The sequence below is a fragment of the Cyanobium sp. ATX-6F1 genome (assembly GCF_047395825.1).
Classification (GTDB): domain Bacteria; phylum Cyanobacteriota; class Cyanobacteriia; order PCC-6307; family Cyanobiaceae; genus ATX-6F1.
Genome location: NZ_JBCEBF010000003.1, coordinates 112,761 through 139,680, shown reverse-complemented (window position 1 = coordinate 139,680; position 26,920 = coordinate 112,761). Strand labels below are relative to the sequence as shown.

25 protein-coding genes, 1 tRNA gene, 7 pseudogenes and 1 riboswitch are annotated in these 26,920 nt (G+C 66.0%); of the genes and pseudogenes, 11 read left to right on the top strand and 22 right to left on the bottom strand.

Features of this window, described 5'->3' with window-relative positions:
- Positions 1-71: 71 nt before the first annotated feature.
- Together AAF143_RS12145 and upp are read right to left on the bottom strand one after the other, a co-directional pair.
- The gene (locus AAF143_RS12145) at positions 72-374 is read right to left on the bottom strand and encodes a hypothetical protein (RefSeq protein ID WP_255007536.1); all 303 of its coding nucleotides are present in this window, start codon (positions 372-374) and stop codon (positions 72-74) included.
- A gap of 36 nt (positions 375-410) precedes the next feature.
- On the bottom strand, positions 411-1,082 hold the full coding sequence (gene upp, locus AAF143_RS12140; protein WP_255007528.1) for a uracil phosphoribosyltransferase: 672 nt from the start codon (positions 1,080-1,082) through the stop codon (positions 411-413).
- A gap of 62 nt (positions 1,083-1,144) precedes the next feature.
- Here upp and AAF143_RS12135 point away from each other — a divergent pair, with 62 nt between their 5' ends.
- The 6 genes and pseudogenes from AAF143_RS12135 (at position 1,145) to AAF143_RS12110 (ending at position 5,953) form a co-directional block, all read left to right on the top strand.
- Complete coding sequence (locus AAF143_RS12135; RefSeq protein WP_255007527.1) at positions 1,145-1,660, top strand: pentapeptide repeat-containing protein; 516 nt, start codon at positions 1,145-1,147, stop codon at positions 1,658-1,660.
- Positions 1,654-1,826, top strand: a riboswitch (cobalamin riboswitch). (Overlaps the previous gene by 7 nt.)
- 22 nt (positions 1,827-1,848) lie before the next feature.
- Positions 1,849-2,484 (top strand): HupE/UreJ family protein, encoded by a 636-nt coding sequence (locus AAF143_RS12130; protein WP_261358864.1) that lies wholly within the window; start codon positions 1,849-1,851, stop codon positions 2,482-2,484.
- Position 2,485: 1 nt separating this feature from the next.
- The gene (cobW, locus tag AAF143_RS12125) at positions 2,486-3,778 is read left to right on the top strand and encodes a cobalamin biosynthesis protein CobW (RefSeq protein ID WP_414027099.1); all 1,293 of its coding nucleotides are present in this window, start codon (positions 2,486-2,488) and stop codon (positions 3,776-3,778) included.
- Between the two features lie 213 nt (positions 3,779-3,991).
- Entirely contained in the window at positions 3,992-4,249 is a 258-nt protein-coding gene (purS, locus tag AAF143_RS12120) for a phosphoribosylformylglycinamidine synthase subunit PurS (RefSeq protein WP_255007522.1), read from the top strand.
- Between the two features lie 14 nt (positions 4,250-4,263).
- Positions 4,264-4,917 (top strand): phosphoribosylformylglycinamidine synthase subunit PurQ, encoded by a 654-nt coding sequence (gene purQ, locus AAF143_RS12115; protein WP_255007521.1) that lies wholly within the window; start codon positions 4,264-4,266, stop codon positions 4,915-4,917.
- Positions 4,917-5,953 (top strand): annotated as a pseudogene (locus tag AAF143_RS12110) (S66 peptidase family protein). The gene purQ and the pseudogene AAF143_RS12110 overlap by 1 nt, the downstream one beginning before the upstream one ends.
- On the opposite strand, the gene AAF143_RS12105 reads toward AAF143_RS12110, so the two are convergent.
- Positions 5,946-6,548 carry a peroxiredoxin gene (locus AAF143_RS12105; protein ID WP_255007519.1) on the bottom strand — a complete coding sequence of 201 codons (603 nt, stop codon included), beginning with the start codon at positions 6,546-6,548 and terminating at the stop codon, positions 5,946-5,948. The pseudogene AAF143_RS12110 and the gene AAF143_RS12105 sit on opposite strands and share 8 nt — an antisense overlap.
- 174 nt (positions 6,549-6,722) lie before the next feature.
- On the opposite strand from AAF143_RS12105, the gene AAF143_RS12100 reads away from it, so the two are divergent.
- The gene (locus tag AAF143_RS12100; protein ID WP_255007518.1) at positions 6,723-7,052 is read left to right on the top strand and encodes a hypothetical protein; all 330 of its coding nucleotides are present in this window, start codon (positions 6,723-6,725) and stop codon (positions 7,050-7,052) included.
- Between the two features lie 79 nt (positions 7,053-7,131).
- Here the strand turns inward: AAF143_RS12100 and AAF143_RS12095 are convergent.
- The 7 genes and pseudogenes from AAF143_RS12095 to AAF143_RS12065 form a co-directional block, all read right to left on the bottom strand.
- Positions 7,132-7,205, bottom strand: a tRNA-Met gene (locus AAF143_RS12095).
- Positions 7,206-7,262: 57 nt separating this feature from the next.
- Positions 7,263-7,790 (bottom strand): M23 family metallopeptidase, encoded by a 528-nt coding sequence (locus tag AAF143_RS12090; protein ID WP_414027098.1) that lies wholly within the window; start codon positions 7,788-7,790, stop codon positions 7,263-7,265.
- A gap of 672 nt (positions 7,791-8,462) precedes the next feature.
- Positions 8,463-8,938 (bottom strand): annotated as a pseudogene (locus AAF143_RS12085) (tRNA (cytidine(34)-2'-O)-methyltransferase).
- A 3-nt stretch (positions 8,939-8,941) separates the two neighbouring features.
- The gene (locus AAF143_RS12080) at positions 8,942-9,487 is read right to left on the bottom strand and encodes a bifunctional adenosylcobinamide kinase/adenosylcobinamide-phosphate guanylyltransferase (RefSeq protein ID WP_255007514.1); all 546 of its coding nucleotides are present in this window, start codon (positions 9,485-9,487) and stop codon (positions 8,942-8,944) included.
- A pseudogene (gene pxcA, locus AAF143_RS12075) lies at positions 9,477-10,620 on the bottom strand (proton extrusion protein PcxA). Before pxcA ends, AAF143_RS12080 begins: the two are co-directional and overlap by 11 nt.
- Positions 10,621-10,627: 7 nt before the next feature.
- Positions 10,628-11,176, bottom strand: coding sequence for a photosystem II repair protein Psb32 (psb32, locus tag AAF143_RS12070; RefSeq protein WP_414027097.1), 549 nt, complete (start codon positions 11,174-11,176; stop codon positions 10,628-10,630).
- Complete coding sequence (locus tag AAF143_RS12065; RefSeq protein WP_414027096.1) at positions 11,116-11,277, bottom strand: hypothetical protein; 162 nt, start codon at positions 11,275-11,277, stop codon at positions 11,116-11,118. Before AAF143_RS12065 ends, psb32 begins: the two co-directional genes overlap by 61 nt.
- A 116-nt stretch (positions 11,278-11,393) precedes the next feature.
- On the opposite strand from AAF143_RS12065, the gene AAF143_RS12060 reads away from it, so the two are divergent.
- Positions 11,394-12,098, top strand: coding sequence for a cofactor assembly of complex C subunit B (locus AAF143_RS12060; RefSeq protein ID WP_315859604.1), 705 nt, complete (start codon positions 11,394-11,396; stop codon positions 12,096-12,098).
- Here AAF143_RS12060 and lptC read toward each other — a convergent pair.
- Positions 12,031-13,194 (bottom strand): LPS export ABC transporter periplasmic protein LptC, encoded by a 1,164-nt coding sequence (gene lptC / locus AAF143_RS12055; protein WP_255007508.1) that lies wholly within the window; start codon positions 13,192-13,194, stop codon positions 12,031-12,033. The two genes, AAF143_RS12060 and lptC, sit on opposite strands and share 68 nt — an antisense overlap.
- Positions 13,191-14,809: pseudogene (locus AAF143_RS12050) on the bottom strand (methionine--tRNA ligase). Before AAF143_RS12050 ends, lptC begins: the two are co-directional and overlap by 4 nt.
- Positions 14,810-14,939: 130 nt before the next feature.
- Between AAF143_RS12050 and AAF143_RS12045 the strand changes: the two are divergent.
- A pseudogene (locus AAF143_RS12045) lies at positions 14,940-16,744 on the top strand (FAD-dependent oxidoreductase).
- Here AAF143_RS12045 and AAF143_RS12040 read toward each other — a convergent pair.
- From AAF143_RS12040 to rpmG, 4 genes and pseudogenes are all read right to left on the bottom strand, one after another.
- The gene (locus AAF143_RS12040; RefSeq protein WP_414027539.1) at positions 16,727-17,032 is read right to left on the bottom strand and encodes a hypothetical protein; all 306 of its coding nucleotides are present in this window, start codon (positions 17,030-17,032) and stop codon (positions 16,727-16,729) included. The pseudogene AAF143_RS12045 and the gene AAF143_RS12040 sit on opposite strands and share 18 nt — an antisense overlap.
- A gap of 104 nt (positions 17,033-17,136) precedes the next feature.
- A pseudogene (locus tag AAF143_RS12035) lies at positions 17,137-18,077 on the bottom strand (RNB domain-containing ribonuclease); the annotation flags it as partial.
- Between the two features lie 734 nt (positions 18,078-18,811).
- Complete coding sequence (gene rpsR / locus AAF143_RS12030) at positions 18,812-19,033, bottom strand: 30S ribosomal protein S18 (protein WP_255007500.1); 222 nt, start codon at positions 19,031-19,033, stop codon at positions 18,812-18,814.
- 43 nt (positions 19,034-19,076) lie between these two features.
- A complete protein-coding gene (gene rpmG / locus AAF143_RS12025; protein WP_255007498.1) occupies positions 19,077-19,271 on the bottom strand; it encodes a 50S ribosomal protein L33 in 195 nt (64 codons plus the stop codon).
- Between the two features lie 115 nt (positions 19,272-19,386).
- On the opposite strand from rpmG, the pseudogene pheT reads away from it, so the two are divergent.
- Positions 19,387-21,830: pseudogene (gene pheT / locus AAF143_RS12020) on the top strand (phenylalanine--tRNA ligase subunit beta).
- Here pheT and AAF143_RS12015 read toward each other — a convergent pair.
- The 5 genes from AAF143_RS12015 to AAF143_RS11995 are packed head-to-tail and all read right to left on the bottom strand — an operon-like array spanning position 21,818 to position 23,136.
- A complete protein-coding gene (locus AAF143_RS12015; RefSeq protein WP_414027095.1) occupies positions 21,818-21,970 on the bottom strand; it encodes a hypothetical protein in 153 nt (50 codons plus the stop codon). The pseudogene pheT and the gene AAF143_RS12015 overlap by 13 nt on opposite strands.
- The gene (locus AAF143_RS12010) at positions 21,958-22,317 is read right to left on the bottom strand and encodes a methyltransferase domain-containing protein (protein ID WP_414027094.1); all 360 of its coding nucleotides are present in this window, start codon (positions 22,315-22,317) and stop codon (positions 21,958-21,960) included. The genes AAF143_RS12015 and AAF143_RS12010 overlap by 13 nt, the downstream gene beginning before the upstream one ends.
- Entirely contained in the window at positions 22,314-22,532 is a 219-nt protein-coding gene (locus AAF143_RS12005) for a hypothetical protein (protein WP_414027093.1), read from the bottom strand. The genes AAF143_RS12010 and AAF143_RS12005 overlap by 4 nt, the downstream gene beginning before the upstream one ends.
- A 5-nt stretch (positions 22,533-22,537) precedes the next feature.
- The gene (locus tag AAF143_RS12000; RefSeq protein ID WP_414027092.1) at positions 22,538-22,873 is read right to left on the bottom strand and encodes a hypothetical protein; all 336 of its coding nucleotides are present in this window, start codon (positions 22,871-22,873) and stop codon (positions 22,538-22,540) included.
- Entirely contained in the window at positions 22,831-23,136 is a 306-nt protein-coding gene (locus AAF143_RS11995) for a TRAM domain-containing protein (protein ID WP_414027091.1), read from the bottom strand. The genes AAF143_RS12000 and AAF143_RS11995 overlap by 43 nt, the downstream gene beginning before the upstream one ends.
- Positions 23,137-23,329: 193 nt before the next feature.
- On the opposite strand from AAF143_RS11995, the gene AAF143_RS11990 reads away from it, so the two are divergent.
- On the top strand, positions 23,330-23,824 hold the full coding sequence (locus AAF143_RS11990) for an allophycocyanin subunit alpha-B (protein ID WP_255007491.1): 495 nt from the start codon (positions 23,330-23,332) through the stop codon (positions 23,822-23,824).
- A 2,081-nt stretch (positions 23,825-25,905) separates the two neighbouring features.
- On the opposite strand, the gene AAF143_RS11985 is transcribed toward AAF143_RS11990, so the two are convergent.
- Positions 25,906-26,868, bottom strand: coding sequence for a J domain-containing protein (locus tag AAF143_RS11985; protein WP_255007488.1), 963 nt, complete (start codon positions 26,866-26,868; stop codon positions 25,906-25,908).
- Positions 26,869-26,920 lie beyond the last annotated feature (52 nt).

Below are 26,920 nucleotides of genomic sequence, written 5' to 3'. Positions count from 1 at the left end.
GAAACCTACTGATCGATGCATCCCACCCGGTTCAGGCAGGGGGCTGGGCCCAGCGCAGACCCAGCGCCAGCTCAGGCCTTGGGGGTCAGGCTTTCGAGCTGGCGGCGCACGTCTTCGATGGCTCGGTTGAGCTTCTGCACCTTGTTCTGGAGCTCATGGTCCAGTACGGGTTGGCGTCCCAGCACCACGGGTTCCTCAGAGCCGTTCTGCAACCGCGAGAGCTCAAGCCCCCGCCGCTGGCGCCGCCGCTGTTGGCGCCGCTCCGCCTCTGAGAGCAACCACCAGGCCAGAGCCGTGGCCCCGAGGACGGCCCCGGCCACGGCGCCGAGCAGAACGCCGCTGCTGCTGTCGTTGACTTGGGCGTTCCTGGCCATGGGAGATCGCTGCCTCTGGAATGTGTCTGGATCCCCTCAGCCTAGGTAGTGAGGGGTATCAGTTCCATAGAGCCGATCGCCCGCATCCCCCAGCCCCGGCACGATCTTGAAGGTCGAATCCAATTCGGCATCGATGCAGGCCGTGTAGAGGGTGAGGTCGGGAAAACGTTCCCCCAGCCGCTTCAAACCTGGAGCCGCCGCCAGGGCGGAGATCACCCGCAGCCGCTTTCCAGAAACCCCCTTGTGCTCGAGGCGTTCGAGCACCTGGCTGAGGCTTCCGGCCGTGGCCACCATCGGATCGAACACCAGTACCCCTACGCGCTCGCCGATCGTTTCGGGCAACTGGTCGAGGTACCAGGAGGCTTCACCGCTGCGCTCATCGCGGCGCAGACCCACGTGGGCCACCCGTGCCGTGGGCAGCACCGCCTGGGCCCCCTGCCAGAGGCCCAGGCCGGCCCGCAGGATCGGCACCACCAGGAGAGGCACCGCCCCATCCACCACCTGACCATCGGTTTCGGCCCGGGGGGTTTGGACCCTTACGGACCGGTGGGGCAGCCAATCCCGCAGGGCCTCGTAGGTGAGCCAGCGCCCCAGCTCAGCCATCGCCGTGGCGAACAGGGCCGGCGGGGTGGTCCTGTCGCGCAGCAAGGTCAACCAGTGACCGATCAAGGGGTGGGGCGGCACCACGACCCGCAGGGACATGCTCATCGAAGGGTCACGGTGCTGCGCAGGCCTGCCATAACTTGAGGATCCACGGTAAAGCTGCGCTGATGCAAGCTCTATTCAGCGTCATCACCCTGCTGGTACTGCTTCTGGGCGTGGCAGGGGGCTTGGTGGCACCGGCCTTGGTGGCACCGGCCTGGGCGATCACCGCCCCCGAAGTGCGCAGTAAAAACAACGCTCAGGACCTCAGCCCCGACAGCCACGGCCGAGATCTGCACCTCCAGGAATTCCTGAAGGCATCGCTGAGCGGCTTCGATCTCAGTGGCGCCGACCTCCGCGGTGCCGTGTTCAACAGCAGCGATCTCCAGGGCAGTGACCTGCGCGGGGCGGACCTCCAGGACGTGGTGGCCTTCGCCAGCCGCTTCGATCGCGCCGACCTGCGCGGTGCCGTGTTGCGCGACGCGATGCTCATGCAGAGCAAGTTCTTGGGGGCGTCGATCGAAGGGGCCGATTTCACCGATGCGGTGCTGGATCTGAGCCAGCGGCGCGCCCTGTGCAAGCGGGCGGAAGGGGTCAACCCGCGAACCGGCGTGGATACCAAGGACAGCCTGGAGTGCCGGTAGATTCGTCATCCGGTTCCGTTGGTGATCAGCCTGCGGAGGAAACGGGGAAAGACCGGTGGGGAGTTCGCTCCGAGTCCGGCACTGTCCCGCAGCTGTGAAGACCCTGGAGCCCATCGGGGCCCCTGCCGGTCTAGTCAGAACGCCCGCCGGATTCGACCCTTCCATTCCGGCGCGGACCGGGCTCCACCATGAACATTCCTGTTGAGGCGCCCTTGCGCCTCTCGATCTGGCGCGCAACTTCAGGCTTGGCCGTGGCACTGCTCCTGCTGGTGCTCCTGGGCGAAGCGCCCGCCTCGGCCCATCACCTGATGGGCTTGTTCCAGCTCAAGCCAGGGCCTGCGGCGGGAATTCTCAGCGGCCTGGGGCATCCCGTGCTCGGTCCTGATCATCTGCTGTTCCTGCTCTCCTTGGGGCTGGTGGGTCTGCAGCAGCCCCGTCGCTGGATCCTGGGCCTGCTCGCCACGGGTCTGGCGGCCTCAGGGCTGGGCCTCTGGCTGCCGGGTCTCCCTGGCGCAGAGCTGCTCGTGGCCCTCTCACTGGTGGCGGTGGGCCTGGTGCTCACAGGCCGCCTGCCCCGCTGGATCCTGCTGCCGGCTTTTGCGCTTCACGGCTACGTGCTCAGCGCCGCGGTACTGGGCTGGGAACCCACACCGATCGCCTTCTACCTGCTGGGCCTTCTGATCAGCCAGGCGCTCTTGCTGACCGCCGCCATCACCCTGGTGCGCCGCTGGGGCAGCCAGCTGAGCCCCTCCGATCTCAAGCTCGCCTCCGGGGTTCTGATCGGCATCGGCGCCAGCCTGGCCTGGACCAGCCTGGTGCCCTGAGATGGTCGCCACCCCAACCAGGCGCTTACCGGTCACTGTGGTGACAGGCTTTCTCGGCGCCGGCAAGACCACCCTGCTGCGGCACCTGCTCCTCCACAGCGGCAAGCGCCTGGCCGTTGTGGTCAACGAATTCGGCGAGGTGGGCATCGATGGCGACCTGTTGCGCAGTTGCGGCTTCTGCCCGGAGGAGGAACTGGGCGGACGACTGGTTGAGCTGGCCAACGGCTGCCTCTGCTGCACTGTCCAGGACGAGTTCCTGCCCACGATGCAGACCCTGCTGCTGCAGGCCGACCGCCTCGATGGCATCGTTGTCGAAACCAGTGGTCTGGCCCTGCCGGAGCCCCTGGTGCAGGCCTTCCAATGGCCCGAGATTCGCACCCGCACGCGGGTGAATGGCGTGGTCGCCGTCGTTGACGGTGAGGCCCTGGCCCAGGGAAGTGTGGTGGGCGATCCGGCAGCCCTCGAGGCCCAGCGGCGCGCCGACCCCAGCCTCGATCACCAGGACGATCTGGAAACCCTTTTCGATGAACAGCTGGAGGCGGCGGATCTGGTGCTGGTGAGCCGCGGCGATCGTCTCGATCCCGACCAGCTGGCCGTGGTCAGGCGCAGGTTGGCGGCAGGGCTGCGCCCCGGGGCGCGGGTGCTCACCATGGAGCGGGGGGTGGTGGATCCCCAGCTGCTGCTCGGGGTGGAGCTGCGGGAGGGTGGCAGCGATGCCCACAACCTCCCGCACCAGGACCACGATCATGACCACGGCCATGACCACGTCCACGTGCCGATGCAGTCGGTGGCGCTGACCCTTGAGGGTCCCTTCGAACGCAGCCGGCTGGAGACCATCCTGCTCGATCAGATTCGCCAGCAGACGATCCTGCGCCTCAAGGGACGGCTCTGGCAGGCCGGAAAACCTCGGCCGCTGCAGATCCAGGCCGTCGGTCCTCGCCTGGAGTGCTGGTACGACGCCGCCCCCGGCCCCTCGGCCAACGCCAGCCGCGAAACCCTTGAATTGGTGGTGTTGGGCCTCGACCTCGACGCCGGCCAGCTGGAGGCCGCCATCTTTCAATCAAGGGGCAGTTCCCCCTGGCGCAGACCCCATCCCAGCAGAGGGTCTGAGCGGCGATCCAGCGGCTGCTCACCACCTGAAGCGGGGCCCCGGGGCGCTTCAGGATCACCTGACCGCTGCCGTCGTGGCGGAAGTCAAAGCGTTTGGATCCAACCTGAAGGCGCCATTGCTGGCCCGGAGAGGCAACGGTCATCACACAGGCGCGCCAGGGCCCCTGGGCGATGCGGCAGTTGAGTGGGATCGGTTCCGCCGCTCCCTTCGCCGCGGCGGCAACCAGCACCAGGGCTCCCGCCAGCAGTTGACAGGCCAGATGGCAGACCCGTTGGCTTCCCTGCTGTGATCCGGTCATCCCCAGGTCTCCGGGGGAAGGTCTGTCTTCAAGCTGAAGACCAGCGGCCCCTGGAGGGCGGCAGGCTGCGAAGATTTAACAAACCAACCCCAGCTCTGGTGCCCCTCTTCACCGCCCGCGTCCTGGTCTCCCTGAGGCCATCGGTTCTCGATCCAGCTGGGGAGGCCACCCGGGCGGCGGCCGCCCGCCTGGGGGTCGATGGCCTCAGAAGCCTGCGCATCGGCAAGGCGGTGGAAGTGGAGCTGGAGGCTGCCGATTCCGCCAGCGCCCAAGCCCAGCTCGAACTCCTGAGCGACCGTCTCCTGGCCAATCCGGTCATCGAGAACTGGACGCTGGATCTCCAGCAGCCCTCCTGAGACCGGCGACCGAAATGACCCTTGGTGTGGTGGTGTTCCCCGGTTCGAACTGCGACCGGGACGTTCGCTGGGCGGCGGAGGGATGCCTGGGCATTCCCACCCGCTTCCTCTGGCACGAGGAGCGGGATCTCTCCGGACTGGAGGCGATCGTGCTGCCCGGCGGTTTCAGCTATGGCGATTACCTGCGCTGCGGCGCCATTGCCCGCTTCGCCCCGGTGCTGGAGGAGGTGAAGGTCTTCGCCGAGCGGGGTGGAGCGGTGCTGGGGATCTGCAATGGCTTCCAGGTGCTCACCGAGCTGGGTCTGCTGCCTGGGGTGCTGACGCGCAACCGAAATCTCCACTTCCTCTGTGAGCCGGCCCGCCTGAGGGTGGAGCCGGGTCCTTGCCGCTGGCTGAGCGGTTACGCCAGCGGCGAAACGATCACCTTGCCGATCGCCCACGGCGAAGGGCGATACCAGGTGGATCCCGAACAACTCAAGTCCCTGGAAGACCAGGGCTCGATCGTGCTGCGCTATGCCGCCAATCCCAACGGTTCGGTGGGCGATGTGGCGGGACTGAGCAATGGGGCCGGCAATGTGCTCGGTCTGATGCCCCACCCGGAGCGTGCCTGTGACCCGCTGACCGGTGGGGTGGATGGCCGCCGGCTGCTTGAGAGCCTGCTCGGCTGATGGCCCTCGGGCGCCGTGGGCTCTTGTTGGCTGGCGCGACATCTCTGCTGGCCAGTGGTGCACGCGCACTCGGCGGAAGTCGTGCTGCCCATGGCTCCGGCGGCCTGGCCTTTCCGCCACCTTTGGGGCCCGGCAGCCACCTGGTGGCGTTCAACCCCGCCAGTCGGCTGGAGCGCCCAGCCCCCTGGCTCGATCGTCTGCGTCTGCGGATCGAGGCAGAGGGCTGGCAGCTGCTGGTGCCCGAGCAGGTGTTCGGCCACTGGCGCTGGTTTTCACAGACCGACGAGCGCCGCAGCCGTGACCTGATGAGCCTCTGGAGCGATCCTCAGGTTCTGGGCATCCTGCAGGTTGGGGGAGGCTGGGGTAGCTCCAGGCTGCTGGAAGCCGGTTGGAGTGTTCCCCGGCGGCCGCTCTGGAATGTGGGTTTCTCCGATGCCAGTGCCCTGTTGCTGGCGCAATGGGCGGCTGGCCTCGGTGGCGGCGTTCACGCTGGCCTGGGGGGATCGGCCGCAGACGGGCAACGGCTGATGTCCCTGCTGGCCGGCCGCCCGGTAGCTCCCCTGCAGGGTCGAGCCGGCCGCACCGGCCGCGCGGAGGGGCCCCTGGTGGTGACCAACCTCACTGTGGCGACCCATCTGATCGGCACCCCCTGGCTGCCGGACCTCACGGGCGCGGTGCTGGTGCTGGAGGATGTGGGCGAAGCTCCTTACCGGGTGGATCGTCTACTGACCCAATGGCGTGCCAGTGGGCGATTGCGGGGCTGGCCGGCGTCGCCCTGGGGCGTTTCAGCTGGACACCTGAAGACGTCCAGCCCGGGGATCTGAGCATGGAAGAAGTGTTGCTCGATCGGCTCGGGGACCTAGGCATTCCCCTGGTTCTTGATCTTCCCGTGGGCCACGGCCAGCCCAATGCCGCACTGCCCATGGGACGAACGGCCCGCCTGGATGGGGGGCCGGCACGCTCAGCCTGCTCTGATCAGGGCCCCGTCAGCATCGGGCAGCGAGCGGGATGTATCTGGGCCCGGAGGCTCAGTTGACCGCGGCGAAGAACTCCTTGCTCTTGATGGGATCAGGATTCATCGTCTTCTCGCCAGGGGTCCAGTTGGCGGGGCAGACCTCATCGGGGTGAGACAGCACGTACTGGAACGCCTGAAGCACCCGCAGGGTCTCATCGACACTGCGGCCCACGGGCAGGTTGTTGATCGTGGAATGGTTGATCACGCCATCGGGATCGATGATGAACAGCCCCCGCAGGGCCACACCAGCCTCCTCATCGAGAACGTTGTAGGCCCGGGCAATCTCCTTTTTCAGGTCGGACACCAGGGGATAGGCGATGTCGCCAAGACCACCCTGTTTGCGATCGGTCTGCACCCAGGCCAGGTGGCTGAACTGGCTGTCCACCGAGATCCCCAGAACTTCGGTGTTGCGGCTGGTGAAATCGCCATAGCGCTCACTGAAGGCAATGATCTCAGTGGGACAGACGAAGGTGAAATCGAGGGGATAGAAGAACAGCACGACGTACTTGCCCCTGTACTGGGACAGGGTCACCTCCTTGAATTCCTGATCGACCACGGCGGTGGCGGTGAAATCGGGGGCGGGCTGGCCCACCCGGAGGGCTCCGGTGGTCGTCATGAAGTGTGGATGTTGAAGGTTTGGTTTGGCTGCCCCCGCGACGGAAACGGCCGGGCTGCGGGAGATAAAAGCGAAGTCGGTACGACTACTGCTTGTCAGGCAACAATTTATCACGGATCCTGGGGTGGCTGCCGCCATAGGCTGGTGGCCTGACCTCACCGCTTTGGTGCCCCGATGGCTTGGGATCCGGCCCTGCTTCGCAAATTCAACGCCACGGGCCACTTTCGGCTCTTGAACCAACTGCGCAGCGAACTCAAAGCCCATCCCCTCACCCGGGCCGCCGATGACCTGGCTGCTGGGGTGCGCCCGAGCCGCAGGGTTCGCGGCCTTGAGCCACGTTCCCAGGGTCAGGGCGGAGGCCGCTTCCGGCGCTCCCAGGGCCAGGGGTCGGCACCGGCAGAGATCAGACCTCAACCGATCTCCGATTCCAGCGGCTTTGACGCTGATGACACCCTTTCGGCCTCCAGTTTCCGCGATCGGCTCAACGCCATCGACATGCGCTGAGCCTGGCCAGAGCGCCATGAAAAAAGACCAACGTCTTCGGACCTTGGTCTTCCATTGGCAGATTCCCTGGTCAACAGGATGGCTCGGGGGAGACTTGAACTCCCGACCTTGGGGTTATGAATCCCACGCTCTAACCAGCTGAGCTACCGAGCCGCGGTGATCGGACTCTAGTTGATCGGGGGAGGGGAAAGGGGCTCAAACCCGCTGGGATCAGGCCTTACCGGGAAGGAACTGCAGGGGGTTCATGGCGCCCTGGCCGGGCGCATGGATCTCAAAATGCAAATGGGGGCCAGTGCTGTTGCCGGTGCTGCCCATGAGCGCAATCACGGATCCCTGGGCCACCTCATCCCCGACGGAGACCATCACACGGCTGTTGTGGCCGTAGCGCGACAGGCTGCCGTCCCCATGGAGGATGTCGACGACGTAGCCGTAGCCGCCGTTGCTCCAACCGGCGGCGGTCACCCGACCGGCTTTGGCCGCCACAATCGGAGTTCCGACATTGTTGGCCACATCAATGCCCTTGTGCATGCGCCCCCAACGCCAGCCGTAGCCGGAGGAAAACACACCCTGGGTGGGCCAGATCCAGCCATTGCCGCTGAAGGAGGGATCGGTCTGTTGGGGTTGACCAAAGCGGGGCATCTCTGGCCAGCTGAGACCGCCACTGCCGACGGGGTTGAGGCCAAGCACCATGCGGCTGCGCCCTGGAGCGGACTGGGCCAGACGAATCTGGGTGCCCACGGCCCAACGGGCGGCTTCCAGACCGGGGTTGAAACGCAGGATCTCCTGGGGGGTCAGCCCGTAGCGCTGGGCGGTCTTGAGCAGGCTGTCGCTGAAGCGAGGCGAGGCCGACGCCTCAATGGGAGGGGGGTCTGTATCGGTGGGTTACGACGTAGGTCCGAGGTGTCCAAAGAGGCGAGAAGCTTGGCCTTACGCGTCTGCTGAGAGGGAAGCACCAACCAATCACCGGGGTTGAACCGGTGGTCTTCATCAACCTCGTTGAGCTTGGCCAGCCTGGTTTCGTTGAGCTCCAGCTGCTGGGACAGCTCTTCGACCGAAACCTCGGAACGAACCTTCACCCACAGCTTCTCGGCTCTGGGAAGCGCAGCCAGTTCAATCGGAGGGGGAACCTCGAGGGCACCGAGCTCGAAACGCTCGGGCTTGGAATCAGCAATTCCTGGTATGGCACCAACGGCCAGGAGGCCGGTGATTCCCAGGAAGGGTAGGCCCGCCATCGACAGCCGTGTCAATGGATGGCGTATCAGGTTTTTCGAAGGCTTCATGCAAATTTCCCCATCGGACAAGACCCGTCGGAGAAGCCACTATCCCCGGGTCGGCCAGAGAGTAGCGGGTTGAACCATTCTCGGCAAGTTTTCGTGGGGAGTTCAGCGCGCGAAAAGTGGAAGAACCCAGTCAGGACAGGGCTTCCAGCTGGCGAAGGGCTTCGAACAGCACCACCCCCACCGCCACCGAGAGGTTGAGACTGCGCACTCCCCCGCCAGCCCTGGTGCCCCGGGGCATCGGGATCGTCAGGCAGGCATCGGCCTGCTCAAGCAGAGGTGCCGGCAAGCCATCCGTCTCGCGACCGAACAGGAGCCAGTCGTCAGGGCGGAAGGAGAAACGGTGGTGCTGGGCGCTGCCCTGGCTGCTGAGGGCCACCAGGCGGCCCCCTGGGCCAATCGCTGCCGCTCGAACTGCTCCAGGTCGCTGTGGCGCTCCAGCGAAACCCAGGGCCAGTAGTCAAGCCCGGCGCGCTTGAGCTGACGGTCATCGATCGTGAACCCCAGCGGTTCGATCAGGTGCAGTGGTGTGCCCGTGGCGGCGCAGGTGCGGGCCACATTGCCGGTGTTCGGAGGGATCTGGGGCTGGTAGAGCACGACCTGGGGCATGGATCAGCCCTCGGGCACAGGAACGCTGCAGGCCAACAGATCAATGGCCCGGCCATGGAGCACCAGCCAGGCGGCCCCCGCACGGTCCATCAGCAACTGCTCCAGGCGGCCGAGGCGATCCCGGAAGCGACCACCCACGGCGGTGGCCGGCACCACGCCCCAGCCGCATTCCTCGGCCACCAGCAGCATCGGCGCAGCGCAGGAGCCCACGGCGCTCAGCAACGCCTCTTGCCGAAGCTCCCACTCCCCATGGCCGAGATCAAGGTGATGGGCCAACCAGGAGCCCAGGGAATCGATCAACAGGAGGTGACGCTTCGGCGCCATCAACAGGAATTCCGGCAGGTCCGCCCCCACTTCGTGGGTGACCCAGGCCGCGGACCTGCGGCTGCGGTGCAGTCCCAGGCGGAGCTGCCACTCTTCGTCGCCCGGTAACTCGGGACCCGTGGCCAGGTACAGCACCGTGGAATCCTGCTGCTGGGCGAGGTGTTCGGCCCAACGGCTTTTGGCGCCACGGCTCGGGCCGGTGATGAGGGTGAGTTCAGCCCCCACCGTTCATGTTGCGCAGGGTGGCGACCGAGGAGGGCGAGACGCGGTTGAGGTAGCGGAAGATCCAGTACTTGAAAACTGTCGCCAGGATCACGGGGAAGGTGGCGATGAAGAGCAACACGAAATTCTCCTGCTCCGGCAGTCCAAAATGGCTGGCGATACCGCCGAGAAGCACGGTCCAGCCCTCAGGGCTGTGAAAACCAACGAAAATGTCGGTGAACAGGATGATCGCGAAGGCCTTGGCGCTGTCGCTGAGGCCGTAGATCACCTCGTCGAGGAAGCCCCGCAGCACGCGCAATTCCTGGCGTCCGAACAGGCAGACCAGCAGAAAACCGATCAGGCCAAAGCCATCGGCGATGACGTTCTTGAGCGCCTGACTGCTCTCCCCCACGGCCTCTTCGTTGAGCGCAATCGCCCTGGTGGCCAGCTTCTCCCTCAGCTCCACGGGTGTTGGCAAGGGCAGACCCGTCAACAGAGCCTCAAACTCCAGCTGAGAGCGATAGGCGCGCAGCCTCTCGGCCGCTTCTTCGGCCATGTGGGGCCGTGGCTGACTCAGGAATGACTGGCTGATCGCCAGCTTGTCCATAACCGGCGCGATCACGTAGGTGCGGCTTAACTGCTGAACCAGCACCGGCACCAGGATCAACAGCAGCAGAATGCGCAGCGACACCAGGGTGGAGTCGCGCCGGCGGCGGAAACCGGCCACCACCGTGGCCTCCGCCTCCGGGTCCAGCTGACGCCTGACCCGATCAAACGCCCCCAGCAGGCTGCGCGGCAACATCTCGGGCGAGCGGCTGAGGCTGGGCAGCGGGCTGCGGCCCAGGTAACGGGCCGTGACCGACTCGATCAGCTGCAGCTGGCGCAGTTCCTGGCCGTCGAACTCCGCTCGCTTCGGCTCAAGCTCATCGAGCGCCTGGCGACAGAACCACAAGGGCGGCGCGGAACCGACGCAGCATCTGGGCCTTGGTGGAGCGCGGAATGCTGAGTTCCAGCTCCGGGCGTACGGGCCTGTCGTTGTAGTACTCCAGCTCGAGGCTCTGGATCAGCAGCGCCGCCTCATAGGCCCGCTCCAGATCGTTGCTCAGGTCCTGGGCCTGGGCCTTGCCGAACGTTCCCATCCAATCGGTCAACCCCATGAATTGATCAACGGGAGAACACCCACCAGGTCAGCATCGGCACGATTGTGCCAACGATGAGCAAAACAATCACCCAGGTGAAGGCATGGCTGGACGCGGTCTCATCCGCGGTGGGGATGTTGGATTCGATGATTTCTATAAGTTGCTGCACGGGCGGACCGGGGTCCTCCCCACCGGAGAGCACCACCTGCAGGCGCTGGAGCGCATCGATCGAGGCCTGGCGATAACGGGAACCGTCCCGCAGGGGCTGTCCCATCGTGGCGGCCGCCGTGCTCTCCAACAACGCCGGAGGAAGCTGCTCGAGCAGCTCGGGTGAGGCGCCGATGGCGGCGGAGTTGTTCTGGGTCTCGATCAGCAGCAGCAGCGTGGCGTCATCGGGTTCCGCATCGCTCCATCGCCCCACCAGCTGCTCGGTCAGTTCAGGGAGGGAAAGGCCGTAATCCAGGCGGCCCACGGTCAACAGGTGGGCGTCGATGTGATCAGCCGAGAGTTGCTTCAGGCGACGATCCAGATCGGCAATCGCGGCACGGCTGAGCACGTCGGACGTGTCCAGCACCCGCTCGGCAGGGGGCTGGGCGGAAAATCATCCAGAGCCATCGCCCAGGCGGCGGGGGCCGGCAGCAGGCCCAGCAGCAGACCCAGCAGCAGAGCCGGCAAGGCCAGGAGAAGGCGTCGAAGGGCGCGGACCACAGGCCTGCGGTGAAAACGTTGCACCAGTTTGCCGTCAGGGGCACGACCTGTCGCGGGGATGAAGCCAGCGGAGGGCCCTCCCTGTGCCAGCGTTGGAGGCGGTGCCGGCTGTGGAGGCCATGGGGATGCCCCTCCCCGCAAGGGTGACGCTGGCGGCGGGGGTGCTGGGGCTGTCCCTCTGCCTGAGCAACCAATGGACGACGGCGGAACTCAGCCCTGCCCTGCAGCGATCAGGCGTGCTCGCCGGTCTGCTCTCGGTGGGTCTGATGCTCGTGGCCCTGCTCTGGACCAGGGCGGTTCCGGAGGCGCCGGAGCGGGTGGAGCTCCCAGGCGATCAGGGCCTCGATCTGGTCGGAGATTTACCTCAGACCATCGCCGAGGAACTGGGCTGGGGCAGCCAGATGCTGCTCACCGCGACGCCGGCGGCCTCGGTGTTGGTCCATTGGCAGGGACGCACGCTGCTGCGCCGTGGGGTGCTGGCTCAGGCCTCCTTCAACCCCGGGGCGATCTGCGCGCGTGCCGCCTCCACCGATCGGGCCATCTCACTGGTCAACCTGGCCCTCTACCCAGGCCGCGATGAATTCAAAGGCCTTCCCGAGGGCGTTCCGGCGGTGCTGATCCAGCCCATGGGCCCCCAGGGCTGGGTGCTGCTGGGGGGCTGGTCGGCGCGCTGCTTCAGTCGCAGCGATGAAACCTGGCTGAAGGGCTGGTCCCAGCGGCTCAGAACGTCACTGGAGCGCTGGGACGCTGCTGGGGAGCCTTCGGTGGCAGCTCCAGGCGGGAGCTGACCCGACCCCCCGGGGTGGTGAACACCGCCAGACCTTTTTCGCCCAGGCTGCCGTTCACTTCGCTCGAGCGGGTCAGCTGCCTGTTGGCAGTGCGCCGCATCACGACGCGCCCGCTCGCGTTGAAGGCCTGGGTGGTCCAGTTCCAGCGACAGACCTGGGCCTGGAGCCACTCCCCCGGCTGACGCAGGTCGCAGGCCTGCGGGACGTGCACGATCTGCTCCTTCTGGAGAATCTCGAAGGCGGCTCCCCGGATGTGGAGTTGGCCGATCACGGCCGTGAAGGGCACCGTGCTGCTAATCCGCTGGCTGCCGAACTCCCAGCGGCTGGGACCGGCCTCAAGTGCGGCCTTCTGGGCCCTGTCGGTGAGCCTGACGGGCTTCTGGAAATCGAGCCACTGCTGGCGGGTGTTGCCCACCAGAGCGGAGGCGGTGAGCACCTGAGAGCTGCCTTTCCTTCCCTGCCGCTCACCCCGCACCGGGCCGCTGCCCTGGAGGTTGCCGCTGCCGGGGTTCCAATCGGCCTTGGTCAGCTTGAGCACGGTTTGGGGTGGACCCTGACGCTGGCCCTGGGGCTTGGACGTTCCTTCCCAGCGCTCCAGACGAGGCTGGCCCCGCAGTTCAATGCGATCAAGGTCCAGGCGAAAACGGGCGTTGGTGGCACTGAGTCGCGACTGCTGGTCGAAGGCCACCGGTCGGCGGTCGATCTCCATCAGCTTCTGGCGTGGAATCCAGCGCACCCGATCGCCGGTGATCAGCACGGGCCGGTTGCTGATCACCTCGATGCGCACGCCCTGCTCAAGGGTGATCTGCTCACCATCATTGAAAACGGTGCCTTTAGCCGCCTGCACGCGATACCGAGCCTGCCCATTGGCATAGATCACCCCTTGCGGCTCCCGCGCGAAGGCCAGGCGAGCGGTCATGTCGTAACGGGCCTCGGGGCTGCGCAATTCCCAGGCGGGTCGTCCCTTGGAATCCTGCTGCCGCAGGTTGAGGCTGCGGAACACGAACGGCAGGGGCTTCTCCTGGACCACCGGCGCCGACCAGCAGCCCGCCAGGGGCAGCAGCAGGGCCAAGCTGAGCAGATGGTGGCGTTTCACAGCGGACCGTCCAGCTCGAGCCGAGCCATCACAGGCTGGGGCTCCGGAAGGGGCAGGGCGGGCTGAAGGCCACCCCAACGCAGGCGCTCCAGCCAGGGGGAAGGGCTCGGAATGCCAGCAATTTCTGGCGGGGCTCCAACGGTTCCTGGGCCCTCGATCACGCTCGGCGTGCCACTGGCCGCCGGCGGTTGACCCAGCTGGGCCAGCATCCGCTCCGAAAGCTCCGGCACCAGTGCAGCGATCAACAGGGCCACCAGCCGGGCCGACTCCAGCACGGCGTAGAGGTCCTCCCCCACCACCGCGAGCTGACCCTCTTGTTTGATGCGGCTCCAGGGAGCCCGTTCGTTGAGGAAGCCGTTGGCGCTGATCGCCAGGTGCAGGGCCGCCTCGGCGGCCGCCTGGAAATCAAGACGATCCATGGCCTCGATCACCACAGGACCGGCCCGCCCAGCGGCCTGGGCGAGGGGATGGTCGCTCAAGGCGGCGGCGCCGGGGGAGGCACGGCGCCATCGAACCAGCGACGTGCCATCGAAGAGGTGCGGTTGAGCAGATTCCCGACCGTGTTGGCCAGATCATTGTTGACCAGGTCGACGAAGCGCTGCTGCTGGAAGTCACCGTCATCGCCGAAGGCGATGTCGCGAAGGAGGTACCAGCGCACGGCATCGCGGCCGCAGCGCTCGAGCAGCACCGCCGGATCGAGCACGTTGCCCAAGGATTTGCCCATCTTCTGGCCCTCACGGGTGAGGAAGCCGTGGCCGAACACTTGCTTCGGGGGCTCCAGGCCCGCCGAGAGCAGCATCGCTGGCCAGTAGACGGCGTGGAAGCGCAGGATGTCCTTGCCGATCACGTGCAGGCTGGCGGGCCAGCCACGGGCCAGGGCGATCTCCAGATCCGGCTCATCGCCTGGCTCCAGCAAGGCCGTCAGGTACCCCAGCAGGGCATCGAACCAGACGTAGAAGGTGTGGCCCTCGTGGCCGGGCACGGGGATGCCCCAGGGCAGATTGACCCTGGAAATCGAAAAGTCGCGCAGGCCCTGGCCCACGAAGTTCTCCACCTCCCGTCGCCGGCTGGGTGGCTGGATGAAACCCTCCCGGGCGACGAGCGCCTCGACCGGGGCCTGGTACCTCGAGAGGCGAAAGAACAGATTGAATTCATCACGCCACTCCAGGGGCCGCCGATGGGTGGCGCACTCCGGGTCCTGAGCCTCGTGGGGGTCGTCCTTGAACTCTTCGCAAGCCACGCAGTACCAACCCTGCTGGCGTCCCTCAACGATGTCGCCATTGGCCTCCACCCGGGCGAAGAACTGCTCGACGAGGCGACGGTGACGTGGATCGGTGGTGCGGATCAGCCGGTCGTTGCTGATCTGCCAACGCTCCCAGAGCTCCCGGTACTGGGAACTGACGGCATCGCAATGGGCCTGGGTACTGAGCCCCGCCGCCTCAGCCGTGCGCTGGATCTTCTGGCCGTGCTCATCACAACCGGTGATGAACAGCACCTGCTCGCCTTTGAGCCGCCGATGACGGGCCACCGCATCACAGGCCAGGGTGGTGTAGGCGCTGCCGAGGTGGGGCTTGTCGTTGACGTAATAGAGCGGTGTCGTGAGGGTGAAGGTCATCGGCGCTCAAGGGGGGCCGCTGCGCCGCCAAGGCGGTCCCGTGCCGAGGAGGCATCATGCCCCAAACGCAGACCCCTGAAGCGATGGGCGATCAACCCGGCCACCGGACCACCTTGCCGGAGGTGGGTTGATGGGGTTTGAGCAAGATCGGGCCGCCGTGGTGGTCTGGGGTGGCGGCAGCGGTGGGGTGGCGGCGGCCCTGCAGGCGGCCCGCAGCGGCGCCGACACCTTGCTGCTCACCCCCGGATCCTGGCTCGGGGGCATGGTCAGCGCCGCTGGGGTCTGTGCCCCCGACGGCAATGAACTGAGTCCCTGGCAGACGGGTCTGTGGGGGGCGCTGCTGCGGGCCCTCCAGCAGGAGGAGCCCGAGGGCCTCGACCACAACTGGGTGAGTTGTTTCGGCTACAGGCCAGCCACTGCCGAAAGGGTGATCCAGCGCTGGGTGGCGGCCGAACCGCAGCTGCGCTGGTGGCCTGGCTGCGGGCTGAGGGCTGTGCAACGCCAGGGAGCGCGGATCACGGCTCTGGAGCTGGATACCCCCGATGGTCCCCGGCGCGTGGGCCTGGAGCTGGTGGTTGATGGCAGCGACCGCGGCGATCTGCTGCCCCTGGCCCTGGCCCCCTTCCGCCTGGGCTGGGAACCCCAGGAGCAGTGGCAGGAGCCCAGCGCCCCCGCCCGAGCGCGCCTGGAGAGCGAGCCCTTCTTCCAGCAGCAGCCCGTGCAGTCGCCCACCTGGGTGGTGATGGGTCAGTTGGGAACGGGCGATCCCCCAGACCACCCCGGCCCCCTGGCGGCTCCGTTCGAGCCAGCCACCGAAGCCTTCGGCCTCGAGCGCACCTTGACCTACGGGCGCCTGCCCGGGGGACTGGTGATGCTGAACTGGCCCCTCCATGGCAACGACTGGCACGGGGACCTGGGGCGGGCCTTCAGCGGTGATCCGGCCCAGGAGGCCGCCCTGGCCATGGAGATGCGCTCGCACAGCCTGCGTTTCCTGAGCGCCCTCGAGGAAGCCAGCGGGGGCTGGTTGCGACCCGGCCAGGCGTTTCCAGCCAACAACCAGCCACCGGGAGATCGAGACGATCTGTTGGGTGACCAGAGCCTGGCCCTGATGCCCTACTGGCGGGAAGGCCGCCGGCTCGTGGCCCGTGCGTTGGTGAGGGAACAGGACCTGCTGCCCTTGGGGCCAGGCGCCTCGATCGCTCCTCTGCCCATCGATCAACAGGGCAGGGTGCAATCGATCGCCGTCGGTAACTACGTCAACGACCACCACTACCCAGGCCCTGACTGGCCCCTGGCCCCCAAGTCCTGCCCCTGGGGCGGGCGCTGGAGCGGCACCCCTTCACGATTCCCTACGGAGCCCTGGTCAGCGCCGAGCTGGAGAACCTGCTGGCCGCCGACAAGGCGATCGGCACCAGCCACATGGCCAATGGAGCCACCCGTCTGCAGCCCCTGGTGCTCAATGTCGGCCAGGCGGCGGGCCTGGCGGCAGCCCTGTGCGTGCGGCGGGGTCTCCTGCCGGCGGAGCTGCCGGTGCGCGAGCTGCAGGAGCAACTGATTGGCGATGCCCAGGCCCCCGCGGGCCCCTTGCCCCTCTGGGACACCCCCTGGCACCACCCCGCCTGGGCCGCGCGGCAGCGGGCGCTGCTGGAGCACCCCGAGCGTCTGGGTTCCAACGGGCTCTGGCCCGGTGGACCTGGAACGCCGATGCAGCGGCCACCGGCCGAGCGCGGCGAAACGCTGTGGGCAGGCACCCTGATTCCCGATGGCCAAGGCCGCTACCGCCTGGAAACCGCATCGGCCGACTGGCCCGTGATCACCCTGGAGCCGGACCTCCACCACTGGCTGCAGCAGCTGGAACGCCCCAGCCAAGTGGCGCTGATCGCCACCGCCAACCCCTGGGGCCCCTGGTTGCGGGCCTCAGCCCTGGCCGCCTGAGCGAACGGCCTGGAGGCGCAGCCGATCTGCCAGGGAATCCACCTCACCCACGCGCACCTCAAGCGAATCACCGGGCTCGCAACCCTCCGGCACCGTCGCCGCCAGATCCATGGCAAGTTCGTCGAGATGCACCAGGGCGAGGCAGTCCTGCTGGCGCAGCCAGCGCAGAAAAAGGGCAGACCAGGAGCGGCCGGGATGGCGCTCGAACCACACCTGCTGCCAGTGGCGCTGGTCGTCGCGGGCAATCTGGACCGTCTGGCGCAGGACTGGATCGAGTTGATCGAGCAACGACCCAAGGGTCGCTTGATCGAGGCTCGCCTCCCCGCCTGCTGAGCTTGAAGTTGGCGTTGGACGATCAGGTCGCCATAGCGGCGGATCGGAGAGGTGGCCTGGACGTAGGCCGGCAACCCCAGACTGAAATGGGGAGCTGGCTGGGTGCCGGTGAGGCCACGGGAGAGCCCCCGACGCAGCAGCGCATGGCGCACCGGAGCTGATTCCAGGTGCTCCAGTTCGGCAGCCGATGGAAGCGGGCTGACCGGTTGGCTGCGGTAGGGCAGGGCGAGGCCTTCACGGGAGCCGTAGTCGGCCACCACCGCGCCGGCCAGGATCATCGCCTCAGCCACCAACAGCCGCGCCGGCGAGGGCTCCACCACCTCCAGCACCGCTTCCTCACCCTCCCGGCAGATGCGCCCTTCGCTCTGGTCCAGCAGCAGGGCCCCCTGGCGCAGGCGCCAGCGGCGACGGTTCTCCAGCAGGGTGTGAATCTCGGCCAGATCGGGATCCTCCGGGGGCGCGAGATCGATCAGCTCATCCCCGTCTTCGTAGCTCAGCCGGTAGGTGGGCCGCACCCAGCTGCGGCGGAGCTCATAGCCCGCGACGCTGCCGTCGTCATCGAGGTCGATGCCGTAGCTCCAGGCGGCGCAGCGCTCCCCTGGCGCAGGCTGAACGGGCCCGCCGCCAGCTCCAGCGGAAACATCGGCACACTGCCCTCCGCCAGGTAGAGGCTCGTGGCCCGGCGCCGGGCTTCCAGATCGAGCGGACTGCCGGCCGTCACAAGCCGCGACGGATCGGCGATGTGCACCCACAGGCGCCCGCGGCCATTCGCCAAGCGCTCGAGGGCGAGACCGTCATCGATCTCTCTGGTGAGCGGATCGTCGATGGTGAAGGTGCGCAGGCCCGTGAGATCCAGCCGCTGACTGTCACCGGGCTGGGGCTCGACGCTGCGTTGGGCCAGCTCCCGGGCCTGGGCGATCAACTCAGGCGAAAAGCCATCCGACCAGACGCTCCGGCGCAGGGAGGGCAGGCTATGGGGTTGCCACTGGCCCAGGTCCACCAGCAGATGGCGCAGGGCTCCCGGTTCCGGGGCCACCTTGGCCTGCTGGAGAGCTTTGAGCAGCTCAGCGCCCAGGGGTTGATCCTGCTCACCGGAGCCCCAGGCCAGCAACTGCTCCAGTTCCTGGCGTTGGGCCGGCAGCAACTGCGCCGGATCGATCGGCCTGCGGCGGCGCAGGCTCTGATGCCAAAGCTCTTGGCGCTGGGCGAGCAGCTGCTGGCGACGCCGGCCATGGCGCAGGGCGCGAAGGTCCGCGAGCGGTCGCGCTTGGACGTCCCCCTGACGCCATCGGAACAGATCCTGGCCCGGGCGTTGCAACTCCAGCCAGCAGGCGGCGCTGGCCACGGGGCTGCTGTGACCCGCCACCAGAGCCACGAATTCGGCGAAGGGCAGGGTGGAGCCATCGGAGGCCAGCAGAAGCCAGGCTGCCCCCCAGTCTCGGGCGAGGGGTTGGGCCGTCAACAACGCCGCTTCGCTGATCTCCCAGGGGGCTGAGCCCAGGCGGCGGACGGGTTCAAGGCCCTGGGGCAAAGCCTGAATCAGATCCAGCTGCCTGAGGGGGAGCTGCTGAACCTTGCCCTCAGGACCCACCAGCACCTCGGCGCGGCTGCCGTGTAGGGAACTGATCAGGGCGAGCCTGGGACCGTGTCGGTCGCTCAGCCCCACCAGATCACCGGTTTGCACGCGGGTTCAGGGGGAAGGGTGCTGGGCAGGTTCACCCTGCCGGCGTGGGCTCAACCCTCGGGGTTCACAAAGGGCAGCAGGGCCACGATGCGGGCGCGCTTGACCGCGTTGGTGAGGTCGCGCTGCTGCTGGGCGGTGAGGCCAGTGAGCCGGCGGGGGAGGATCTTGCCGCGTTCGGTGATGAACTTCTTGAGCAGATCGACATCCTTGTAGTCGATCGGATCGCCGGGCTTGATCGGCGAAAGGCGCTTCTTGAAGAAGGAGCTGGTCATGGGAGAAGAGAGCGGAACGGGGAACGGAACAAGGAGCTGGGCCTCACTTGATCTCTTTGTGGATCGTGGGCTTGTTGCAGTGAGGGCAGAACTTCTTGAGTTCGATCCGTTCGGTGGTGTTCCTGCGGTTCTTCTCGGTGGTGTAACGGGACACCCCGGGGGACCGTTTGGCGGGGTTGGACCGGCATTCGGTGCACTCGAGAGTGATCACGATCCGGACGCCCTTGTTCTTGGCCATAGGAAGGACGTTGCGCCGCTGATGCGTAGCGATGTTGACAGTGGACCACCATACCAACCCACCCGAGCGCCCAAGGTCCGTTCCTTAGGATCACCCCTTCTGCGATCAGGGTTCGATGCGGGTCTCGCTCCGGTGGCTCAGGGAGCTTGTGGCCTGCGACACCCCGGTGGACGAGCTGGCCGAGCGGCTCTCGTTGGCGGGCTTCGAGGTCGAAGCGATCGAGGATCTGGCCGCCCAAGCCGCCGGGGTGGTGGTGGGCCTCGTCGAACGGCGGGATCCCCACCCCAACGCCGACAAACTCAGTGTCTGCAGCGTCAACGTCGGGTCCGAGCAGCCCCTGCAGATCGTCTGTGGGGCTGCCAACGTGCGGGCGGGCCTCCACGTCCCTGTCGCCCTGGTGGGCGCCCATCTGCCGGCGGTGGAGCTCACCATCAAACCCGCCGAGCTGCGCGGAGTGGCCAGCAGCGGCATGATCTGCTCCCTGCGGGAACTGGGGCTGGTCGATGGCTCCGATGGCATTGCCGTACTCGATGAACTGCTGGAAGAGGTTCCTGCTTTGGGCTCACCAGTGGGTCCCAGCCTTGGCCTCGACGATCAGGTGCTGGAGCTGGCGATCACGGCCAACCGACCCGATGGCCTCTCGATGCTCGGGATCGCCCGGGAGGTGGCCGCCCTCACCGCTTCCCCCTGACCCTGGCCCCGGCGGCACCAACCTTGGCCGGCGAACCCCTGCCCGTGAGCCCTGCGGTCCAACGGGCGATCGAGCTGGGGGGACTGTTCAGCGTCTCGGCCCTGAAGGGAGTGCGTGTCGGGCCATCACCGCGATGGTTGCAACAACGCCTGGAGCGGGCAGGTTTACGCCCGATCAACAACGTGGTGGACATCACCAACCTGGTGATGCTCGAAACGGGCCAGCCCCTCCACGCCTATGACAGCGACCGCCTGGCGGACTTGGGCGGTGACACCTTGCGGTTGGAGGCTCTCGGTTTGCGCCAGGGGGAGAAGGGTGAAGGTTTCGAGGCCCTCGATGGCAGTCAGCTGAGCCTGGATGAAGAAGCCCTGGTGGTCACCTATGCGAACCAGCCGATCGCCCTGGCCGGAGTGATCGGGGGAGCGTCCAGCTCCGTGCATGACGGCACCACCAACCTCTGGCTGGAGGCGGCGGTGTTCGCGCCCCAGCAGGTGCGCCGCAGCGCCCGAAGCGCAGGCCTGCGATCCGAGGCCTGCGCCCGCTTTGAAAAAGGCCTGCCCAGGGAGGTGACCCTCCTGGCTGCGAACCGGGCCGTGCAGTGGTTGGTCGAACTGGCCGGTGCCGAACCTGTGGGCCGCTGGCTGCACCAGTTGCCGGAGCGGCCGCGGGAACCGCTGTGCCTGCGCCGTGATGCCCTGCACCAGCTGCTGGGCCCGGTGGTGGATGACGGCGTCAGCGATGACCTGCCCGATGGTGCCATCGAGCAAACGCTTCAGTCCCTCGGCTGCGTTCTGGAGCCGATCAACGGAGGCTGGAGTGTCAACGTGCCTCCGTCGCGGGCCCTGGATCTGGTTCGCGAGGTGGATCTGATCGAGGAGGTGGCGCGGTTGGTCGGCTACGACCGCTTTGCCGCCCACCTGCCCGATCCGCTCAGCCCCGGTGGCCTGCGCCCCGAGCAGGAGGTGGAACGTCGTCTCCGGCGGGCCCTCTGCCAGGCCGGTCTGCAGGAAACCTGCTCCCTATCGCTGGTGGAGGCGGGCCCCGGGCGCATTCCCCTGGCCAACCCGTTGCTGGCCGACTACGGCCACCTGCGCGACAACCTGGTCGATGAATTGCTCCAGGGCGCCCGCCGCAATCTCCAGACGGGAGCACCCGGTTTCTGGGCTTTCGAAATCGGCCATGTGTTCAGCCAGCTCGCTGGGAGCACCCCCCAAGGGGAGCTCCAGAGGCTGCAGCTGGCAGGCGTGATCACCGGCCGACGCAGCGCCGAGCTCTGGTCAAGCGGCGGCAAGGCCATCAGCCCCAGTTACTTCGAAGCACGTGGTGCCCTGGAGCGGGCCCTGGCCAGCCTGGGGGTCGAGAGCGAGGATCGCCCTCTTGCCAATCACCCCCGGCTCCATCCGGGCCGAGCTGCCGAGCTGGTGATCGAGGGGCGCGGGGCCGGCTGGTTCGGCCAGCTCCATCCCGCCCAGGCCGAAGCCCTGGACGTTCCCGAAGCCACCCATCTCTTCCAGCTGGATCTGACTCCCCTGCTGACGGCCGCCACCCGCCGGAACCGCTGGACACCCAGTTACAGCCCCTACGCCACCGTTCCCGCCGCGGAGCGCGATCTGGCCCTGGTGGTGCCGCGCGAGTTGATCGCTTCTCGTCTGATTCAGGCGATCCGAAAGGCCGGCAAACCCCTGCTGGAGCATGTGGAGCTGGTGGATCGCTACGAGGGTGAGCAACTGGCCGCCGGTCGCTGCAGCCAGGCCTTCCGGCTTCGCTACCGCGATGCGAGCCGCACCCTCACCGATGCGGAGGTCGAGGCGGTCCATGGCCGCATCCGCGAAGCCCTGGAAACGCAGTTCGACGCTCAGTTGCGCTGAAGGATGGCGAGGCTTTCCACGTGACTGGTCTGGGGGAAGAAATCCACCGGTTGCACGCTGGTGAGCGTTAGGCGCCCCTCGGCGCAGAGCATCGCCAGGTCACGGGCCAGGGTGGCGGGGTTGCAGCTCAGGTAGGCCACCCGCTCCGGCGCTGAGGCGGCGATGGTCGCGCAGACGCCAGGGAAAGTCCCTTGCGCGGCGGATCCAGCAGCAGGGCGTCGGCCCCATCGAGGGCCTCGGCCAGGGAGGTCTCCACGTCGGTGGCCTCAAATTGGCAACGCTCCAGACCATTGCGCTCGGCATTGGCACGAGCCTGTTCCACCGATCCTGGGTGCTGCTCCAGCCCCAGGACCGAGGCTCCCGCCGCCGCCAGAGGCAGGCTGAAGGTACCGATCCCGCAGTAGGCATCCACCAGGCGAGTCCCAGCCCGCACGGCCAGTGCCTCGATCAGCGACGGCACCAGACGCTCTGCCTGGGCCGTGTTCACCTGAAAAAAGTGTCGGCAGCGATGCGCAGGTCCTGGCCTGCAAAACGCTCCAGCAACCAAGGGCGACCCGCCACGGTTTCGGTTTCGGCCCCGAAGAGGGTGTTGGACGCTGTGGGCTGAAGGTTCAGGCACACCCCCACCAACTCCGGCCAGCGCTCCATCCAGGCCGCCGCGAGGACAGGCAGATCGGGCAGGTGGCGGTGGCTGCTGATCAAGGTGATCAGCAGCTCACCGGTGTGGTGGCCAAGGCGCAGGGCCAGGTGCCGCAGGCCCCCTCAGCGCTGAGATCCGCATCCACGGGCCAGTCGCTCTGCTCCAGGTCGAGCTTGATCGGGGCGATCAAGCGATCCAGCCGAGGATCCAGCACCGGACAACGGTTCATGTTCACGATGCGGTGACTGCCACTGCGGTAGAAGCCAGCCCGCAACGTGCCATCTTCTGTGCGCTCGAGGGGGATCACGGCACGGTTGCGGTAACCAAGGAACGCCTCAGACGACAGGATCGGCGCAACGTTCAGTTCGAAGCCGCCGATCCGTCGCAGCGCCTGCTGCACCATGTCTTCTTTCCAGCGAGCCTGGGCGCCATCCTCGAGATGCTGCACCGAGCATCCGCCGCAGCGGTCGGCCAGGATGCAGGGGGCCGCCGCCGATCGGGGCTGAGCAGCAACGTGGAGCGGTGCTCCGCCAGCAGATGGCGCTTGGCACGGTGGCGCACGATCACGTCCACGGTTTCACCGGGGAGGGCCCCATCGACGAACACCACCTGATCAGCGCTGCGGCCGACGCCCTGACCCTGATGGTTGAGACCAGTGATCCTCACAATGAGGCGCGTTCCGGGGCTGGGGGCTGGAGAATCCATGAAGGGTCTGAGCCGCGCTCTCGGACCTCGACCCTATCGGTGACGCAGGCGGACCCAGGGAGCGATTGGATGCGAAGGGGCGTTACACCTCATCGGAAAACCGTTTCAGGCGAGGGGCACACTGGATAAAGTTCCAAAGTTCATGGTGCCGTAGATGAGCGTCGTTCGGGATCTGATCCTCCAAGCAGACGACGAGTTGCGGTACCCCAGTGGCGGTGAGCTGCGCTCGATCGTTGACTTTCTCTCGGGCGGATCAACGCGCTTGCAGGTTGTGCGCTCGCTCACGGACAACGAAAAGAAGATCGTCGACGAAGCCGCCCGACAGCTCTTTACCCGTAAGCCCGACTATGTGGCCCCCGGCGGCAATGCCTACGGACAGAAACAACGGGCCCAGTGCCTGCGCGACTTCAGCTGGTACCTCCGCTTGGTGACCTACGGGGTTCTGGCCGGCAGCACGGAGCTGATCCAGAAGATCGGCGTCGAAGGGGCCCGCGAGATGTACAACAGCCTGGGTGTGCCCCTTCCGGGCATGGTCGAATCGATGCGCGCCCTCAAGGAGGCTTCCCTCGTTCTGCTCTCCACGGACGAAGCCGAGCTGGCAGGCCCCTACTTTGACTTCCTGATCAAGAGCCTCCAGACCCCCAACTGAGCCCAGGGTCACGAACCCATCCACAAACCAGTCGAACGATGGCTGTGGCGATGGGAAGCGACCATGCGCACGGGCAACGTTGACAAGGCCGCTTCAATCGTCTCATTCAAGGATCGCTGCAAGACCAGGTAGTAGTCTCAGGCGAGAATTGCAGGAACAGAATTAGGCAGAATCAATCTTGGCGGCCCTAAGGGAATACATGAGTCGCCCAGGCGGCACCACCACCATGGCCATGCCGCCTGGGCTGAAATCAGAGCCAAAACGCTGATGACGCGATCGATCGCCTGTTCGGCGACAACCGTCACAAGTGGATCACTTGATTCCCAGATCAAGTCCTTGCATTCAACCCAGATGAGACGGTTGGATCAATGTCGCTTGGCAGCGGCGGGATGACCTTCCCCATCCGACGAACGGATTGTCGCATTGGTCTCACTTGATTCAGGCCACAAGGCGCGAAGCAAGTACCAAATGAGATCGACGGCACCACTTGGCCCAGGGCCCTCCGCGGTGGCGCCAGCAGAACCCTGCCCCAAAGACAGACATCAACGTAATTGGTGGCTCACATGAAGGCGTTCATCCGGTCAGGGTCTTCGCCCCTGGAGCGATGGGCCACCGGGCAGGGACAAGGGCGGGGTCCGGGGAAAGGCCAAGGGCTCGATACCGGTCGATCCAGAGCATCCCATACGGGATCCATAATAAGTCTTGAATTAAGTCAAATCCAAGACTTATGGATCACGCATTATGAAGGTCCCGCCATCGTCGCCAGTGCGCGTTTCACCCAGGCCTGACCTGGTGATGTGAGCGCATTTCGCAGCACAGCACCCTTGAACGTCGGCCGATGGGTCACCCAACACCGCGAAGGAATCTGTCGTCAGATGGTTCACAACTGCGGTGGAAACGAACATCGATGGGCGCCTGCCATGCAGACGCGAACCAAGGAGTTCCCTGGCTCTCCATCGATCCTGAGACCATGGACCAATCGATTTGTCTCAGTGCTCTCATACTAGTCCATTTACTAATCTAGGAATGCCTCGCAAGTGCGACTTGCGATACTTTCCTGTGGCCCATGGGCGCTGTAGCCATGGGAAGTCTCGAGCTGAGCGCGACGTCGACCGATTGCCCCCTTTGGAGGATCCCACTCTTGCGTACCTGTGTTTGACACAGGTACGCAAGCTCAAAAACACAGCTGTGGCAATGCTTCTTGGGCATCCATTAAGCCTTGGACAACCGCGACCCCATGGACTGGACAGCTCCTGCACCGTTCAAGGAGGCCCCGATCAGGAATTGGTCACGGCCTTCCGCTCTAAGGATCAAGCCCGTCGAGCTGAGCACCCTGGCCCGATGGGGTCCATGGAGGCCTGGCCCATGAGAGATCAACATCGTCGTCCCATCGCAAGGAGAACTTGATGGGATCGGCACACAGGGTCACGCAAACCGCGCCACTCCCAGCACAGGGCCGCAAGCATGGCGACGGCCAGAATCACGTCAAAAACAATTCTTGACAGCTAACTGTTCAGCTTCAGGCAATGCGGAATCGCAGTCATTTCCGCTTGAAGACTGTTCACGAGCACAACAGTTGCTTTCGCTCATCAGAGCCTGCTTCCTTGAGCGGTTTTTATCATTGATCTGTGGAATGAATGCAGATTGCCGAAAAGAATCATTCAGTGTGTTGAACAACGCCTACCGCAACTCCTCGGAGTTGATGGCTGATGTTGATCATCGACCTAAGACAAACTGATAAAGACCATGATCGATGCGCCGGGACCTCGCCGCCAACGCTCGACGGGAACATGGTCGCACCATTCCCAATGATCCCAACTACGACGCTTAGCAGGTCTAGACTCAATTCTTAGTCGCGTCAAAATAGACGAGTCTCACTCCCTGGCCATTCGCCCGGCCGAGAGAGTCCAAGGCGGTACTCACTCATTTCTCAGTTTATCTATTTGAGACGCATGATGAGTCAAGACACTAGACCCATTCGCAACACAGTGGATCCTTCCTGAGTTCATGGATCGTGCTTGAGGCGCACCCTTGGGACCAGGCCCCTGGCTGATCTTATGTCTCAGGCGAGACCAGTGTGATCAGGCCGGTTGGCGGTACAACTCCTTCAGCAACTGATAGGCCTCGTTCAAGCGCCGCATCGCCTCCACCGAGCCACCGGCATCGGGATGGTGGCTCGCGGCCTGCAGCCGGTAGGCCTCTCGGATGGCGGCCAGGGTGAGCCGGTGCCCCGCCGTGGTCGGCAATTGCAACAGCTTCAGCGCTCCATGCAGGGTCATGGTGTTTTCCAGGGCCTGGAACGATGTGCCCCTGGGGCGCCGTCGGAAGCGGTGGACGAAGCGTCGAATCAATGTGGGGATGCGCAGGGTCAACGTGTTGGCACTGAAGGGATCCTCCAACAGACCGGCCGCCACCACCACCCGTGCGAACGATGGCTCCTGGGGGGCCCAGGCGGGAGCAATCCCCTGGATGATCTGCTCGGTCAGGCTCCAACTGAACGGCCGACCTTCGCTCTGGTCCGATTGACGCCAGATGTCCTGGGCCAGCCAGACCATGGAAGCCTCCAGCACCGCAGGGTTGGCGGGCTTGCCATACACGTCGATCCAGTGATCCTCGGCTGTGCGCAGGGCCCGCTCCAGCTCCCCGGGCTGGACGAGGGCCAGGGGCTCCTGGCCGTTGCTGATCGCCGGCCGAGGGTTGAGACTGCGCCTGACCTGGTTCGTCTGACGGCGCACAAAACCAGGCAGATCGATCCCTCCGGACCCTGATCGCGGCGCTCTGCTGGCGGTTGACTGTGCCCATCCATCGGCCTCCCCGTCAGCAATGTCCTCTGGATCAAAATCCAACGCCAGCTCAGATTGAGCCTCTCGGCTGACCAGCACCAGGGCACCACGCTCATGGAAGGGCGCATCGCGGCTCGCATCTTCCTCGAGGACGTCCTGGTCTTCCTGGCCTGGAAGCACCATTTCCAGCAGTCGCTCGAACAGGTCACCGCGCTTGCGCAGACCCCACTCCTTTTTGAGTGCATCGAGTTTGGCAAGCATCTCGATTGGAAGATCGACCGAAATGCGTCGTCTGTCCTGATCAGTGGGGTCG